Source organism: Saccharothrix sp. S26 (assembly GCF_021390395.1).
Lineage (GTDB): Bacteria > Actinomycetota > Actinomycetes > Mycobacteriales > Pseudonocardiaceae > Actinosynnema.
In genome coordinates this window covers 181,381-196,222 of sequence record NZ_JAJUWT010000004.1, presented here as the reverse complement: position 1 = coordinate 196,222, position 14,842 = coordinate 181,381, and the positions used below count along the sequence as shown (strand labels likewise).

Annotated in this window: 13 protein-coding genes; 6 read left to right on the top strand and 7 right to left on the bottom strand. The window is 73.1% G+C overall.

Going from position 1 to position 14,842, the window contains the following annotated elements; genetic code table 11:
• The first annotated feature begins 134 nt into the window (after nucleotides 1-134).
• Complete coding sequence (locus LZG04_RS08030) at nucleotides 135-608, top strand: MarR family winged helix-turn-helix transcriptional regulator (protein WP_233814797.1); 474 nt, start codon at nucleotides 135-137, stop codon at nucleotides 606-608.
• Here the strand turns inward: LZG04_RS08030 and LZG04_RS08025 are convergent.
• The 6 genes from LZG04_RS08025 to LZG04_RS08000 all read right to left on the bottom strand — a co-directional run bounded on the left by LZG04_RS08025 (nucleotide 592) and on the right by LZG04_RS08000 (nucleotide 6,921).
• Entirely contained in the window at nucleotides 592-2,112 is a 1,521-nt protein-coding gene (locus LZG04_RS08025; protein ID WP_233814795.1) for a glycoside hydrolase family 13 protein, read from the bottom strand. The genes LZG04_RS08030 and LZG04_RS08025 overlap by 17 nt on opposite strands.
• A 24-nt stretch (nucleotides 2,113-2,136) precedes the next feature.
• A complete protein-coding gene (locus LZG04_RS08020) occupies nucleotides 2,137-2,976 on the bottom strand; it encodes a carbohydrate ABC transporter permease (protein WP_233814793.1) in 840 nt (279 codons plus the stop codon).
• Nucleotides 2,973-3,842 (bottom strand): carbohydrate ABC transporter permease, encoded by an 870-nt coding sequence (locus LZG04_RS08015; protein WP_233814791.1) that lies wholly within the window; start codon nucleotides 3,840-3,842, stop codon nucleotides 2,973-2,975. Before LZG04_RS08015 ends, LZG04_RS08020 begins: the two co-directional genes overlap by 4 nt.
• Nucleotides 3,842-5,200, bottom strand: coding sequence for an ABC transporter substrate-binding protein (locus LZG04_RS08010; protein ID WP_233814788.1), 1,359 nt, complete (start codon nucleotides 5,198-5,200; stop codon nucleotides 3,842-3,844). The genes LZG04_RS08015 and LZG04_RS08010 overlap by 1 nt, the downstream gene beginning before the upstream one ends.
• A gap of 180 nt (nucleotides 5,201-5,380) precedes the next feature.
• Entirely contained in the window at nucleotides 5,381-6,382 is a 1,002-nt protein-coding gene (locus LZG04_RS08005; protein ID WP_233814786.1) for a LacI family DNA-binding transcriptional regulator, read from the bottom strand.
• A complete protein-coding gene (locus LZG04_RS08000) occupies nucleotides 6,379-6,921 on the bottom strand; it encodes an enoyl-CoA hydratase/isomerase family protein (protein ID WP_233814784.1) in 543 nt (180 codons plus the stop codon). The genes LZG04_RS08005 and LZG04_RS08000 overlap by 4 nt, the downstream gene beginning before the upstream one ends.
• 102 nt (nucleotides 6,922-7,023) lie before the next feature.
• Between LZG04_RS08000 and LZG04_RS07995 the strand changes: the two genes are divergently transcribed.
• Nucleotides 7,024-7,548: a hypothetical protein gene (locus LZG04_RS07995; RefSeq protein ID WP_233814782.1), complete on the top strand. Its 525-nt coding sequence runs from the start codon at nucleotides 7,024-7,026 to the stop codon at nucleotides 7,546-7,548.
• A gap of 152 nt (nucleotides 7,549-7,700) precedes the next feature.
• Here LZG04_RS07995 and LZG04_RS07990 read toward each other — a convergent pair whose 3' ends face one another.
• Nucleotides 7,701-7,841 carry a hypothetical protein gene (locus LZG04_RS07990; RefSeq protein ID WP_374202795.1) on the bottom strand — a complete coding sequence of 47 codons (141 nt, stop codon included), beginning with the start codon at nucleotides 7,839-7,841 and terminating at the stop codon, nucleotides 7,701-7,703.
• A gap of 60 nt (nucleotides 7,842-7,901) precedes the next feature.
• On the opposite strand from LZG04_RS07990, the gene LZG04_RS07985 reads away from it, so the two are divergent.
• The 4 genes from LZG04_RS07985 to LZG04_RS07970 all read left to right on the top strand — a co-directional run bounded on the left by LZG04_RS07985 (nucleotide 7,902) and on the right by LZG04_RS07970 (nucleotide 14,834).
• Nucleotides 7,902-8,207: a hypothetical protein gene (locus tag LZG04_RS07985; protein ID WP_233814780.1), complete on the top strand. Its 306-nt coding sequence runs from the start codon at nucleotides 7,902-7,904 to the stop codon at nucleotides 8,205-8,207.
• A 510-nt stretch (nucleotides 8,208-8,717) separates the two neighbouring features.
• Nucleotides 8,718-11,597, top strand: coding sequence for a type 2 lanthipeptide synthetase LanM family protein (locus LZG04_RS07980; protein WP_233814778.1), 2,880 nt, complete (start codon nucleotides 8,718-8,720; stop codon nucleotides 11,595-11,597).
• Entirely contained in the window at nucleotides 11,594-11,806 is a 213-nt protein-coding gene (locus LZG04_RS07975) for a hypothetical protein (protein ID WP_233814776.1), read from the top strand. The genes LZG04_RS07980 and LZG04_RS07975 overlap by 4 nt, the downstream gene beginning before the upstream one ends.
• A gap of 88 nt (nucleotides 11,807-11,894) precedes the next feature.
• The gene (locus LZG04_RS07970; protein WP_233814774.1) at nucleotides 11,895-14,834 is read left to right on the top strand and encodes a helix-turn-helix transcriptional regulator; all 2,940 of its coding nucleotides are present in this window, start codon (nucleotides 11,895-11,897) and stop codon (nucleotides 14,832-14,834) included.
• Nucleotides 14,835-14,842 lie beyond the last annotated feature (8 nt).

Genomic DNA, 14,842 nt, shown 5'->3' with positions numbered 1-14,842 from the left:
CTCCAGGTTGCTGTCTTTACCTGCTCGAACAGTAATCCGAACTCGGATGATTCCCGCGAGCGAACGTGACAGCCGTCACTCCGACGGCGAGCTACACTCGAACCATGGCCACGACAGGACAAAATCCCACGTCAGTGCCGGTTCCGGAGGTCGCCGAGAGCGGCCGGGTCAGCCACGCGATCTTCCGCGTCGCCCGCCTCCACCGCCTGCTGGCGAGTCAACTGCTCAGGCAGGCAGGTCTGCACCCAGGCCAGGAGATGGTGATGATGTACCTCTGGGACTGCGGCCCCCGGCGGCTCACCGAACTGTGCGGCGTGCTCGGCGCGGACTCGCCGACCATGACCAGGACGGTGCAGCGCCTGGAACGCGCGGGCTTCGTGCGCCGCTCCCCCGACCCCGACGACGGCCGCGCCGTGCTCGTCGCCCCGACCGCCGCCAGCCAGGCGCTGCGGCACGAGGTCGAGCGCATGTGGCGCGAGCTGGAGGAGGCCACGGTCGGTGACCTGGACGAAGACCAGCAGGCCGAGACCTTGAAGGTGCTCGGCCTGCTGGAGTGCAACCTGGTGGCCCGGACCCACCGGCCCGGTCGGGTCAGCGAACGGGCCTGATCCAGGCCGCCGTGTCGGGCGGCACGGCGCCGTCCACGAGCGGACCGCTGGCCAGCAGCACGGCGTCGTGCGCGGGCAGCGCGACCGGCGCGGCGGACAGGTTGAGCACGCACGCGAAGTCGTCGCCGCGGGTGAACGCGACCACGTCCGGCCCCAGGTCCAGCCACGCCATGGGGCCGTCGCCCAACGACGGCTCCGACCGGCGCAGCGCCAGCACGGCCCGGTAGTGCGCGAGCATCGAGTCGGGGTCGCCGGTCTGCGCCGCCACCGACAACGACCGCCAGTGCTCCGGCCGCGGCAGCCACGACGGCCCGTCGTCGCCCCACGGCAGCGGCACCCGGCACCCGTCACGGCCGCGATCGGTGTGGCCCGACCGCACCCACACCGGGTCCTCGCGCAGCTCGTCGGGCAGGTCGTCGACCTCCTCCAGCCCCAGCTCCTCCCCCTGGTAGAGGTACACGCAACCGGGCAGCGCGGTGGTCAGCATGATCGCCGCACGGGCCCGCTTCGTGCCCAGCTCCAGGTCCGTGGGCGTGAGGTGCTGCCGCCGCCCGAAGTCGAACGACGTGTCCTCCCGCCCCATCCGCGACACGTGCCGCGTCACGTCGTGGTTGGACAGCACCCACGTGGGCGGCGCGCCGACGGGCGCGTGCGCGGCCAGCGTGGCGTCGATGACCCGCCGCAGCTCGCCGGGCTCCCACGGGCAGCACAGGAAGTCGAAGTTGAACGCCGAGTGCAGCTCGTCGGCCCGCAGGTAGCGGGCGAACCGCTCCGGGTCGGGCAACCACATCTCGCCGACGAACACCCGCTCGTCCGGGTACTCGTCGAGCACCTTCCGCCACGACCGGTAGATGTCGTGCACGCCGTCCTGGTCGGAGTACGGCAGTTCGGCGTCCGGCTTGGAGAAGTCCTTGACCAGGCCGTCGGCGACGTCGATGCGGAACCCGTCCACGCCCCGGTCCAGCCAGAACCGCAGGATCGACTCGAACTCGGCCCGGACCTCCGGGTTGGTCCAGTTCAGGTCCGGCTGCTGCGGGCTGTACAGGTGCAGGTACCACGAGCCGTCCGGCGCCTGCGACCACGCCGGTCCGCCGAACCGCGACTGCCAGTCGTTCGGCGGCTCGTCGCCCTCGTGGAACCAGAACCGGTCCCGACCCCGGCCCGCCAACGCCTCCTGGAACCAGGGGTGCCGGTCGGAGCAGTGGTTGGGCACGATGTCGATGATCACCCGCAGGCCGACCGCGTGCGCCTCGCCGATCAGCTTCTCCGCCTCCACCAGCGTGCCGAACACCGGCTCGATGTCGCGGTAGTCCGCCACGTCGTAGCCGCCGTCGGCCAGCGGCGAGGGGTACCAGGGGCTGAGCCAGATCGCGTCCACACCCAACTCGGCGAGGTACGGGAGCTTCTGGCGCAGGCCCGCCAGATCCCCGATCCCGTCGCCGTTGCCGTCGGCGAAGCTGCGCGGGTACACCTGGTAGATGGCCGCACCGCGCCACCAGTTCATGTGGATCCTCCCTCGGTAATGGCGTCAGCCCTTCACGCTGCCGGCGGTGAGCCCCGCCAGGACGTGCCGCTGGAACACCAGGAACAGGCCGATCATCGGCACGCTGGACAGCACGAGGCCGGCCAGCAGCAGGTTGACCGGTGTGTCGGGCGCGAAGCGCTGCAACGCGACGCTGAGCGTCTGGCGCGCCGGGTCGGAGAACACCAGCAGCGGCCAGATGAAGTCCTTCCACGCGGCCACCACCGCGAAGATGGACACGACCGCGAGGATCGGCCGGGACAGCGGCAGCACGATCCGCCACAGCAGGGTGAGCTGGCCCGCGCCGTCGATCCGCGCCGCCTCCAGCACCTCCACGGGCAACTGGTCGAAGAACCGCTTGAGCAGGAACACCGTGAACGCGTTGGCCGCGCCCAGCAGCCACAGCGCCAGCGGGTTGTTGAGCAGCCCCAGGTCGGCGATCGTGAGGTAGGTCGGCACCAGCAGCACGGCGGCGGGCATCATCAGGGTCAGCAGCATCATGCCGAGGATCCCCTTGCCGAGCACGGGCTTGAGCCGCGACAGCGCGTACGCGGCGGGCACGTCGACCGCGAGCTGCACCGCCCACACACCCACGGCCACCACGATCGTGTTGAGGAAGTACCGGCCGAGGTCCATGAGGTCCCACGCCTCGGCGTACGTGCCGGGCGTCCACGTCCGCGGCAGGACCGTCGGCGGCACGCGGGCCAGCTCCACCGCGGGTTTCATGGCCGACAGCGCCACCCACACCAGCGGCACCACGAAGACCGCCGTCAGCACGACGGTCGTGACGGCCAGCGCGACGTAGTAGCCGGCCCGGTGGCGTCCCGGCGCGATCAGCGTCCTCACGCGTCCGCCTTCCGCGTCACCCGCAGGTACAGCGCGGTGAACGCGCCGAGCACCAGCAGCAGCAACAGGCTCAGGGCACTCGCGGTGCCGAAGTCGTTGTAGTAGAAGGCGTACCGGTACAGCAGGAGCAGCACGGTGACCGTGGAGTCCTCCGGACCGCCGCCGGTCATCACGTACGGCTCGGTGAACACCTGCATGGTCGCCACGACCTGCAACAGCAGCAGCACCAGCAGCACGAACCGGGTCTGCGGCACGGTGACGTGCCAGAGCCTGCGCAGCACGTTCGCGCCGTCCAGCTCGGCCGCCTCGTACAGGTCGCCGGGGATGCCCTGCAACGCCGCGAGGTAGATCAGCGTCGCCGTGCCCAGGTTGGCCCAGGTCGACACGATCACCAGCGACAGCATCGAGGTGTCGGCGCTGTCCAACCACGCCGCGCCCTCCAGCCCGAGCCCGCGCAACGCGGTGTTGAGCAGGCCCGGGCCGGGGTCGTACATCCACTTCCAGATCAACGCGGCGACTACCGGCGGCAGCATCACGGGCAGGTACACCACGAGCCGGAAGTACGCCTTGAGGTGCCGCAGCTCGTTGAGCACGACCGCGAGCAGGAACGGCACCACGAAGCCGAACACCAGCGCCAGCGCGGTGAACAGCAGGGTGTTGCGCCACGCCGTGGCGAACAGGGGGTCGGCGAAGAGGCGTTCGAAGTTCTCCCAGCCGACCCACGCGGGGTCGGTGACGAAGTCGGCCTGCTGGAAGCCGAGCACGGCCCCGCGCGCGATGGGGTACCAGGAGAACACCGCGAAGCACACGAGCGCGGCGGACAGGAACCCGTACGCGGTCAGGTTCTCCGCGACGCGGCGGCGCATCACTTGACCTGGGCCAGGACGGGGTTCACCTTGGCTTCCGCGTCGGCCAGCAACTGGCTGACGTCCGCGTCGCGGTTGGTGAGCACGGCCTGCATGACGTTGTCGAGGATCGCGTACACCTGCTGGGCGTTCGGCGGCTCGATCAGCCCCTTCGGCGTGGCGTCCACGTAGGACTTGAAGTTCGCCACCGGCACCGTGGCCAGGCGCTCCTTCAGCTCGGTCTGCCTGGCGGCGACGTCACCGGTCCAGATGTCGGCGACGGGCGGCACGGGCAGGCCGATGGGTTGGCCCTGGTCCTTGTAGCGCTGGAGGTTGCGCTCGAACCGGTCCGGGTTGAGGTACTTCCACCCGATCCACCTCAGCCCGGCCTTGATCTTCTCCGGCGACGCCTTCGGGTTGAGCATGTAGCCCTCGCCGCCGATGAGCGTGCCCTCGCCGTCCGGGATGCCGGTCAGGCCGTAGTTCGCGTAGTCGCCCTTGAACTGGTTGACCAGGGTCGGCACGTTGTCCGGCGCGGCCAGGTACATGCCGAGCTGGCCCGCGCCCATCATCTGCTGGACGTCCTCGATGACCAGGAGCTGCTTCTCGCCCATGGCGTTGTCGGTCCAGCGCATGTCCTTGAGGTGCTGGAGGACTTCGCGGCCCTTGTCGTTGTTGAAGTCGGCGACCCACTTGTCGCCGTCCTGGCGGGCGATCCGGCCGCCGACGGAGTACATCCACGCGGTGAAGTGCCAGCCGCCCTGGTTGTTCTTGCTGTACTCGGCGAAGCCGACCTTGCCGTCGCCCAGCGCGGCGATCTTCCGGGCGGCCTCGCGGACCTCGTCCCACGTCTTCGGCGGCTGGTCGGGGTCCAGGCCGGCCTGGGTGAACAGGGCGCGGTTGTAGAGCAGGCCCATGGAGTAGTTGGCGGTGGGGACGCCGTAGACCTTGCCGTCCTTGCTGAAGACGTCACGCAGCTCGGGTCGGATGGCGTCGTAGTGCGGCACGTCCTTGACGTACTCGGTGATGTCCGCCGCCTGCCTGCGGGCGATCAGGTTGGCCGGGTCGGTGAAGTAGGCGTAGAAGACGTCCTCGAGCTGGCCGCCGGCGAGCTTCGCGGAGAACGTCTTGGGGTCCATGAACCCCTCGTGCGGCTCGATGTCGATGTCCGGGTTGGCGGCCTCGAACTCGGCCACGTCCTCGTCGAAGACCTTGCGCTCGAACGCCTGGGTCTGCGGCGGCTGGCCGTTGACCGAGATCGTGACCTTGCCGCCGGCGGTGGCGCCGCCGTCACCGGCTTGCGAGCACGCGACAGCGGTGAGGCCCAGGCTGCCTGCCAGCAGCAACCCCGCCGCTCTGCGGAGGCTGAATGAGTTCATGGGGGCGGACCCTCCTCGGGTGTGGTGTGCCGCACACGCTAAATCGCGCCGACACCGACCCGCAAGATGTCTACGAAAATCCGCAACTTCCCGACATCAACTCGTAAGCTCGACCCCGGAAGCACGCAGACGAAACCGCCGCCCACCCGGTCGGTGGACGGCGGCGAGGAAGGTCGGGGATCAGCGAGGGGCGGGGGCGGTGGAGGAGCGGACGACCAGCTCCGGTTCGAAGAGCAGTTCCTCGTCGGGGACCGGGGTGCCCGAGATCTGGTTGGCCAGCAGCTCGACGGCGGCGCGGCCCATCGCCTCGATCGGCTGGCGGACCGTCGTCAACGGCGGTTCGGTGCACGTCATGAGCGGCGAGTCGTCGTAACCCACGACGGACACGTCGTGCGGCACCTTGAGGCCGTGCCGGCGCACCGCGCGCACCGCGCCCAACGCCAACGGGTCCGAGGCGCACAGGATCGCGGTGACGCCGCGGTTGAGCAAGCGGGTGGCGGCGGCCTGACCGCCCTCCAGCGAGAACATCGCGTGCTCCTCGAACAGCTCCACCCCCGCCGCCGACGCGCACGACGTCAACGCGGTCAGCTTGCGCCGCGACGGCATGTGGTCCGACGGTCCCAGCACCGCCCCGATCCGCGCGTGCCCCAACGCCACCAGGTGCCCGAACGCCTGCTCGACCGCCACGGCGTCGTCGCACGACACGCGCGGGAACCCGAGGTCCTCGATGGCGGCGTTCACCAGCACCGCGGGCAGCTTGCGCCGCGTCATCTGGCGGTAGTGCTCGTGCGAGGCGTCCGCCTGCGCGTACTGGCCGCCCGCGAACACCACCCCGGACACGTGCTGCTCGAACAGCAGCTCCAGGTAGTCCGCCTCGGTCACGCCGCCCGCCGTGCGGGTGCACAGCACCGGTGTGAAGCCGCGCTGGGCCAGGGCGTTGCCGACCACGTCGGCGAACGCCGGGAAGATCGGGTTCTGCAGCTCGGGCAGCACCAGGCCGACCAGCCTGGCCCGTTCGCCGCGCAGCTGCGTCGGCCGCTCGTACCCGAGCACGTCCAGCGCGGTGAGCACGGCCGAACGCGTCGCCTCGGACACGCCCGGTTTGCCGTTGAGCACCCGGCTCACCGTCGCCTCGCTCACGCCGACCTTCGCGGCCACTTCCGCCAACCGCCGTTGCGTCATGGAGCAACTATACGGCAGGATTTACGTTCCGCTTGCGTTGACTTGCGCTCGTTTGCGAGTTCGAGGGCGGCGCGCAGCACCGAGCACGGCGGCACGACGCGGTCCACGAGCCCGGTGCGCAACGCCTCGTCGGCGGTCACCCGGCGTGCCACCAACACCTGACCGCCGGTCACCCGGCAGTCGGTCACCCACCCGAGACCGCCGTCGGCCGACAACACCCGCAGGTCGCAGGCCATCGCCAGCTCGGCCACCTCGCCGGACGGGCAGCCGGCGATCGCCGCGACCACCGGCACGGGCAGGTCCACCACCTCGTCCCGCACCCCGCGCAACGCCGCCGCGACCGCCTCGCGCTGCGCCGCGGGCACCCGGACCAGCCGTTTGATGTCGATCGAGCACAGCAGCGGGTCGATCAGCAGGACCACGGCACGGGCGCTGACCGCCATCGGCAGCACCGCGCGCACGTCGGCCAGGACGGTGGGCGACGGCTCGCCGATCCGGATGACCGCGATCCCGCCGGAGACATCGAGTGAGACGGCCATGAGGCGGTCATGGTGGCCGAGGATTCCCCCGGTTGTCATGTTCCACCCCACTATCGGGTGACGGCGAGGTACAAATCCCCTGTGAAGCGGTGGGTGGTAGCGGTGGCGTTGTTCGGACTGACCGGGTGCGCGGTGCCCGTGGCGGGGCAACCGTCACCGGGCCCGACGTCGTCCGCCGCCGGGGCGAGCGCCGAGGTCGTGCGCTGGATGAACAACTTCTGCGGCGTGGCCAAGTACATGGTCGCCTCGGGCGGGGTGCAGTTCGACCAGACGCAGACGGACCCGGCGGCAGCGAAGAAGGCCATCGGCGACTCGCTCGGCCGCGTGGTCGACGTGCTCGACGTCGTCCTGCACGACCTGGGCGAGCTGACCCCGGCGCCGGCGCCCGCCGCCGACACCGCGGTCGAGGTCATCAGCGAGCCGCTGACCAGGGCGCGGGACAAGTTCGTCTCGGCCAAGTCGACCGTCGACTCCGCGCCGGAGATGACCACCGACGTCTTCAACACCGTGATGCAGGACATGACCGAGGCCGTCACGGTGATGAACGAGGCAGTGGAGAAGATGGCCGTGGTCTCCCTGCCGGACGACTTCCGCGCCGCCGCGCCGCAGGCCGAGAACTGCGCCTGATCGCCGCGGCCGCGCGGACTGCGGGCCGCTCAGTGGCCGCCGCCCGCTGGCCGCCGCCCGCTGGCCGCTGCTCAGTGGCCGCTGCTCAGTGGCCGCCGCTCGGCAGGAGCCGGGCGGTGCTGCCGAGCAAGCGGCGGGCGGAGGTGTCGGGCTCACAGCCAGCCGCGGCGCATCGCCTGCACGCCCGCCTGGAACCTCGTCTGCGCGCCGCACCGGTCCATCAACTGCCGCACCCGCCGCTGCACGGTCCGCCGGCCGAGGCCGAGCTGGCGGGCGATGCTCTCGTCGGTCAACCCGGCCCCTGATGCCCTCGACGGCAGGCGAAGTCCCTGCAGTCGGAAGGAACCACCCCTGTGAACGGATTGCGACGCACCGCGCTGTGCGCGGCTGCCGTCTCGGTCACGCTGCTGTCCGGCGTGACGGCGGCGACGGTGACCGCCGCACCCGCGCCGTCCCCGGCCTGCGGTGACACCCGCCCGTACGAGCGGCTGATCGTGGGCTACCAGGCCACCGCCGCGGCGGCGAGCTCGGACACCGCCGCCGCCTGGGCACCGGCGCGACCGTGGTCGACCTCGGCGGCACCGACCGCGCGGCCGCCGCCGAGGCGATCGAGGAGTTCAGGTCCGACCCGGACGTCGCCTACGTCGAGCCGGACCTGATGATGCAGCCGCTGGCGGACCCGAACGACACCGACTACGCCAAGCAGTGGGACCTGTTCGAGGCCACCGCGGGCATGAACGTGCCCGGCGCGTGGGGCACGGCCACCGGGCGTTCTACTCCCACTACGGCGCCAAGGTCGACATCGCGGCCCCGGGCGGCGAGACGCGGCGGGCCACCGACACGCCCGGCACGATCACCACGCCGCAGAACGGCGTCCTGTCCACGGTGAACGCGGGCACGACCACCCCCGGCGCGCGACGTCTACTCCGGCGACACCGGCTACATCGATGTGTGGAACCTGACCTTCTAGGCTCGGCCCGGAAGGTCGTCCGGTGCCCGGTCCCGCCTGCACGGGGCCGGGCACCACGCCGTTCAACCTCCGTTCACCGCGTCCTTGACCTGCGGCGAAGCGGTTCACCGCACATGTGCGGTCTCGTCGTGGCCCGTCCGCAAATCTGGGGGCACTGCCCCCATGTGCGGCCCCGCGCCCCCGTGACACGTTGTGCGGCGTGTTCCCCTCCGCCGTCGACCGGCCGCCAGCAGCGTGGTGGCTCAGCGGTGTGCGCGGGAACCCCCACGAGCTGGTCGTCCCCCGTGGACGGCCCTCATGGGCCGCGTTCGTGGAACGCGCCACCACGACCGCGGCCCGTGCAGACTTCGCCGGCGGCAGCTGGGACGAGGCGTTCGCGTTCGCGCTGCGCCCCCTGGTGCGGGCCGCCACGGCGCTGGACCCCCGGCTGGACGCCGACTTCGCCCGCGCGCTGGGCAAGCGGCTGGCCCGGATCGCGGCGCGCACCCTCGTGCTGGAGCTCAACCTCGACCGGGTCGGCGGCCGGCTCGTCGGCGACACGCCGCAGGAGCGGTTCACCGACTTCGTCCGGCACGTGGACCTGCCCGCGCTGTTCGCCCGCTACCCGGTGCTGGCCCGGCTGCTCGGCCAGGCGTGCCTGCACGCGGTCGACGCGCACCGCGAGCTGCTGGACCGGTTCGCCGCGGACCGCGCGCAGATCGTCCGGACCCTGCTCGACGGCCGCGACCCCGGCGCGCTCGCGCACGTGGAGACCGGCCGGGGCGACCCTCACGCGCGTGGCCGCTCGGTGGCCGTGCTGACGTTCACCGACGGCCGCCGGGTCGTCTACAAGCCGCGGCCCGTGCGGCTGCACCGGGCGTTCGCCGACCTGGTCGACTGGTTCGACGGCCACACCGGGCTGGACCTGCGGCTGCCGCGCGTGCTGGCCCGGCCGGGGCACGGGTGGCTGGAGTTCGTCGAGCACCGCCCGTGCGCGGACGTCACCGAGGTGGGCCGGTTCTACCAGCGGCTCGGCGCGCTGCTCGCGCTGCTGTACGCGGTGGACGGCACCGACATGCACTACGAGAACCTGATCGCGGCGGGCGACCAGCCGGTGCTGGTGGACGTCGAGACGCTGTTCCACCCCACGGTCGGCACGCCGACCGATCCGGCGGTGCGGGCGTTGTCGCGGTCCGTGCACCGCACCGCCGTGCTGCCGCGCGTGCTGCTGGGTGAGCACGGCGCGCTGGACGTCGGCGGCCTGGGCGGCGACCGGCTGCCGGCCGACGGCGTGGCCTGGCTGCACGCCGGCACCGACCGGATGCGGCTGGTGCGCAGGCCCGCGCCGCTGGCCCCGGCGCACAACCGGCCCGTCGTGGACGGCCGCGAGGCCGAGCCCGCCGACTACCAGGGCGCGCTGCTGGCCGGGTTCGGGATCGGCTACGACGCGCTGTGCGACCACCGCGCCGAGCTGCTCGGCCCGGACGGGCTGCTGGCCCGCTTCGCCGACCTGCCGGTGCGGTTCGTGCCGCGGATGACGCAGCTGTACGCGACGCTGCTGGACGAGTCCACGCACCCGGACGCGCTGCGCGGCGCGTCGGCCCGCCAGGACGTCCTCGACCTGCTGTGGGACGGCGCGGTGGACGACGAGGTGACGCGCGCCCTGGTGCCGCACGAGGTGCGGGACCTGTGGGCCGGCGACGTGCCGCTGTTCACCACCCGGCCGGGCAGCCGCGACGTGTGGACCTCGACCGGGCAGCGGCTGCCGGACCTGCTGCCGGCGAGCGCGCTGGACGCCGTCACGGCCAAGGTCGCCGCGCTGGACGAGGTGGACAAGCACGACCAGCAGTGGCTGATCAGCGCCGGGCTGGCGAGCAGGCCGCGCCCGGTGGAGCACCGCACGGGCCGGGGCGTGGCCGCGCCGGTGGAGGCGGGCGTGCCCGACCCGCAACGGCTGCTGGTGGCCGCGTGCGGCATCGCCGACGAGGTGCTGGCGCACGCCACGACCGCCGCGGGCCGGGTCAACTGGGTCGGCCTGGAGCTGGTGGACGACCGGCACTGGGCGGTGGCCCCGATGGGCGCGGGGCTGTCCAACGGCTACACCGGGGTGGCGTTGTTCCTGGCGCAGCTGGGCAGGCTCACCGGCGCCGCCCGGTACACCGAGTACGCGCGGGACGCGCTGGAGCCGATCCCCGGCCTGCTGGCCGCGTTCGCCGAGGACGGCGAGCTGGCCGCGGCCGTGGGCAGCGGAGCGTTCCACGGGCTGGGCGGCATCTGCTACGCGTTGGCCCGGCTGGCGACCCTGCTGGACGACCGCGAGATCACCGGCTGGCTGCGGGTCGCGCTCGACGTGGCGGCCGGTGTCGAGGCGATCGGCGAGGAACCGGCCAACGTGGTCGAAGGCTGGGCGGGCGGCCTCGCCTCGATGCTCGCGGTGCGCGCGGAGAGCGGTCTGCCGGCCGCAACGGCGCTGGCCCGCGCCTACGCCGACCGGCTCGTCGCGGCCGTTCCCGGCGGTGACGGCTTCGCCCGCGGCCGGGCGGGCGTCGGCTGGGCGTTGCTGCGCTACGCGCGGGCCGTCGGCGACGACCGCTACGGTGTGGTCGGCCGGGCGAACCTGCGGGCGGACCACGCGTTGCGGCAACGCCTGCTGGACGTGACCGAAGCCGACCACAGTTGGTGCTCCGGGCTGTCCGGCGCGGTGCTCGCGCACTGCGCCCACCCCGACCAGCCGGTCGACGCGCACACCCTGCACGTCGACCGGTGCTTGAACGCCTTGGCGGTGCACGAACCCTTGCGGGACCTGAGCCTGTGCCACGGTGAGCTGGGCGTGATCGAGGCCCTGACCGTCCTCGCGCAACGCGGGCACGGCCTGGCCCCGGCCATGCAGACCCGGCGCGCGGGGCTGGTCCTCGGCGCGCTGGACCAGTACGGGGCCCGCTGCGGCACGCCCGGTGGCGTGCCGTCGGCCGGCCTGCTCACCGGGCTGTCCGGCATCGGCTACGGCTTGCTCCGCCTCGGTTTCCCCGAGCAGGTGCCCTCGGTGCTCCTGCTCGGATCCACGCACGACATCCACCCCCTCGAGGAGAACACCCGATGAACGACGCCAACCGCGACGAGGTCACCACCTGGAGTGCGGACCAGGACGGCGACCACCCCGCCGGCGAGATGGCGCTGTCCCGCAAGGCCAAGGCCGGAGCCCGCGCCCGCGCGCTGGCCGGCCTGACCCTGGCCGTCGGCGCGTACGCCGCGGTCACCGTGAGCGAGGGCACCATGACCACGGTGAGCGCGCCCGGCCTGCCCCTGTAGCGAACCCGCACCGCCACCGGACTGCCCGCCCACACTGGGGGTGCGGGCAGTTTGGCGTGCGGCGCTGAGGCTTGACTAAGGTCGGCGCATGCACACCCGCGCGCCGGTCGTGGTCGGCCGCGACGAAGAACTCCGCGTGCTCGACCGCGTGCTGGCCGACGCGGGCGCGCATCGCGGCCGAGCCGTGTTCCTCGTCGGCGAGCCGGGCATCGGCAAGACCCGGTTGGCGCGCTTCGCCGCCGGCGCCGCCTTCGACCGCGGCATGCGGGTGCTGCGGGGCCGCGGCAGCACGATCGGGCCGATCGTGCCGTTCCGGCCGCTGGCCGAGGCCCTGATGTCCCTGCTGCGCGCCGGTGGCGGCCTCAACCTGCGTGAGCTGGGCCCTTACCAGCCGGCGCTGGGCAGGCTGGTGCCCGAGTGGAGCCCGGAGGCGGGCGGCCCCGAGGACCAGCGGCCCGCGCACTCCGTGCTGGTGCTCGCCGAGGCCGTGCTCCGGCTGCTCGCCCTGGTCGGCCGGACCCAGCCGAGCCTGGTGGTGCTGGAGGACCTGCACGACGCGGACGCCGAGACGCTGGCGGTCGTGGACTACCTGGTGGACAACCTCGACCAGGCGCCCGCCGCGCTGCTGGTGACCACCCGCACCGACCCCGGCCCCACGCTGGACGTGATCCGTTCGGCCGCGCAACGGCAGGCGGGCGTGCTGCTGGAGCTGGGCCGGTTGGACGAGCGCCAGGTGCGCCGGATGGTGGGGCTGTGCCTGGAGGCTGAGGACCACGAGGTGCCCGCCGAGGTCGTGCGCCGGCTGTGGGCCGACAGCGCGGGCAACCCGTTCGTGGTCGAGGAGATGGTGCACGGCCTGGTGAACGGCGGCCTGCTCGTGCGCGGCCCGGCCGGCTGGCAGGTGCTCGGCGAGCTGCGCATCGACGTGCCGTCGGCGCTGGTGCGGTCGATCGCGCACCGCACCGACCGGCTGGGGCCGCAGGGCCGCGAGGTGCTGTCGGTGGCCGCCGTGCTGGGGCACCGGTTCCCGCTGCCGGTGCTGCGGCGCGTGACCGGCATGGACGACCGGGCCCTGCTGTCGCACCTGCACGCGGGCGTGGCCGCGCAGCTCGTGACGCCGGACGAGCCGGTGCCCGACTGGTACGCGTTCCGGCATCCGCTGACCGCCGAGGCGCTGCTGGCGCAGATCCCGCCGCCGCACCGGGCGGAGCTGGCGCGGCGGACCGCGGACGCCGTGCAGGAGTTGCACCCGGACCTGTCCGGCGAGTGGTGCGCGCTGGTGGCGTCGCTGCGGCTGGACGCCGGGCAGACCGCCGAGGCGGGCGCGTTGCTGGCCGAGGCTGGACGGCGGGCGCTGGCCGACGGCGCGGCCGGGTCGGCGGTGCGGCTGCTCGACCACGCGCACCGGTTGCTGGCCAGCGAGGTCGACGTGGCGGTCCGCGCCGACGTGCTCGACTCGCTGCTGCCCGCGTTGGCCGAGGCGGGCCAGTTCGAGCGGGCGTTCGCGCTGGTCGACGCGGTGACCGAGCTGAGCGCGGCCGGGCTGGGCCGGGTCCGCCGCGCCGAGCTGCACACCAAGCTCGCGCAGGTGGCCAACACCGCGGGCCGCTGGACCGAGGGCATGGCGCACGTGGACACCGCACGGGCTCTGCTGGGCGCGGACGCGACCGACGAGCACACCGCGCGGCTCGACGCGGTGGCCGCGTTCCTGACGTTGAACCTGGAGGTGCCCGACCGCATCGAGTCGGCCGAGTTCCTGGCCCGGCGCGCGGCCGACGCGGCGAAGCGGGTGCCGCTGCCCGAGGTGGGCTGCGAGACGTGGCAACTGCTGGGCGTGCTGGCCCGCGACCGCGACCTCGACGAGGCCACCGAGTGCTTCACCCGGGCGCGGGCGTTGGCCGAGGAGCACGGGCTGCCCATCCAGCGGGCTTACGCGGTGATCCGGCAGGCGGGGCTGGCCTGGCTGGCCGAGGGCAACGCGGCGCAGCTGGCCGAGGCGCGCGAGGAGGCGTTGCTGATCGGCGCGGTCACCGTGGCGTACAACGTGGACTCGATCCTCGGGCTGGACGCCGTGCTGCGCGGTCAGTACGCGGCCGCGGCCGAGATGCTGCCTCGGGTCGTCGCCGACACCCGGCGGCTCCAGCTGCGGAACCTGACCCTGTACGGGTTGATGGCGCAGGCGACCGCCGCCGCGCACCAGGGCAGGCGGGCCGAGATGGACGCCGCGATCGAGGCGTTCGACCAGGTCGGCGGGGTCGGCTCGCAGGAGCGGCCGCTGTGCTTCGGGTTGGCGCGGGCGTTCTGCGCGCTGCTGGAGGAGGACCGCGCGCTGGCCGGGCAGGACCTGGCGCGGGCCATCGCGTACGAGGCGGAGACGCCGACGGTGTACCACCTGTCCGGCCGGCACGGCCTGCTCCTGCTGCTGGACGCGGTGTCGGGCGCGCTGGACCTGGACGGCTACCGCGCGGTGACGCGGTCGGCGGCGGCCCGGATGCGCTGGAACCGGGTGTTCGCGCAGTTCGCGCTGGCCGTGCTGCTGGGCAGGCTGGGTCGGGACGCGGAAGCGGCACAGGCGGTGCGGGCGGCGCGCGAGGCGGCGGCGATCCACCCGCTGGCCCGGCACCTGGGGCTGCGGCTGGTGGCCGAGGCGGCGGTGGCCGACGGGTGGGGCGAGCCGGTGGCGTGGTTGCGCGGCGCGGAGGAGTACTTCCACCAGGCCGGTCAGGCCGCCGTGGCCAGCGCGTGCCGTGGGCTGTTGCGGCAGGTGGGCGCGTCGGTGCCGCAGCGGCGGACCGGGTCCGACCAGGTGCCGCGCGAGCTGCGGGCGCTGGGCGTGACCGTGCGCGAGTTCGAGGTGTTCCGGCTGCTGGCGGGTCGGCTGGGCAACAAGGCGATCGCGACCCGGCTGCACATCTCCCCGCGCACGGTGGAGAAGCACGTGGCGAGCCTGATCACGAAGACCGCGCAGCCTGACCGCGAGTCGCTGAGCGCGTTCGCCGCCTCGCTCGGACCCGCCGACCGGCCCTAGCACGACGC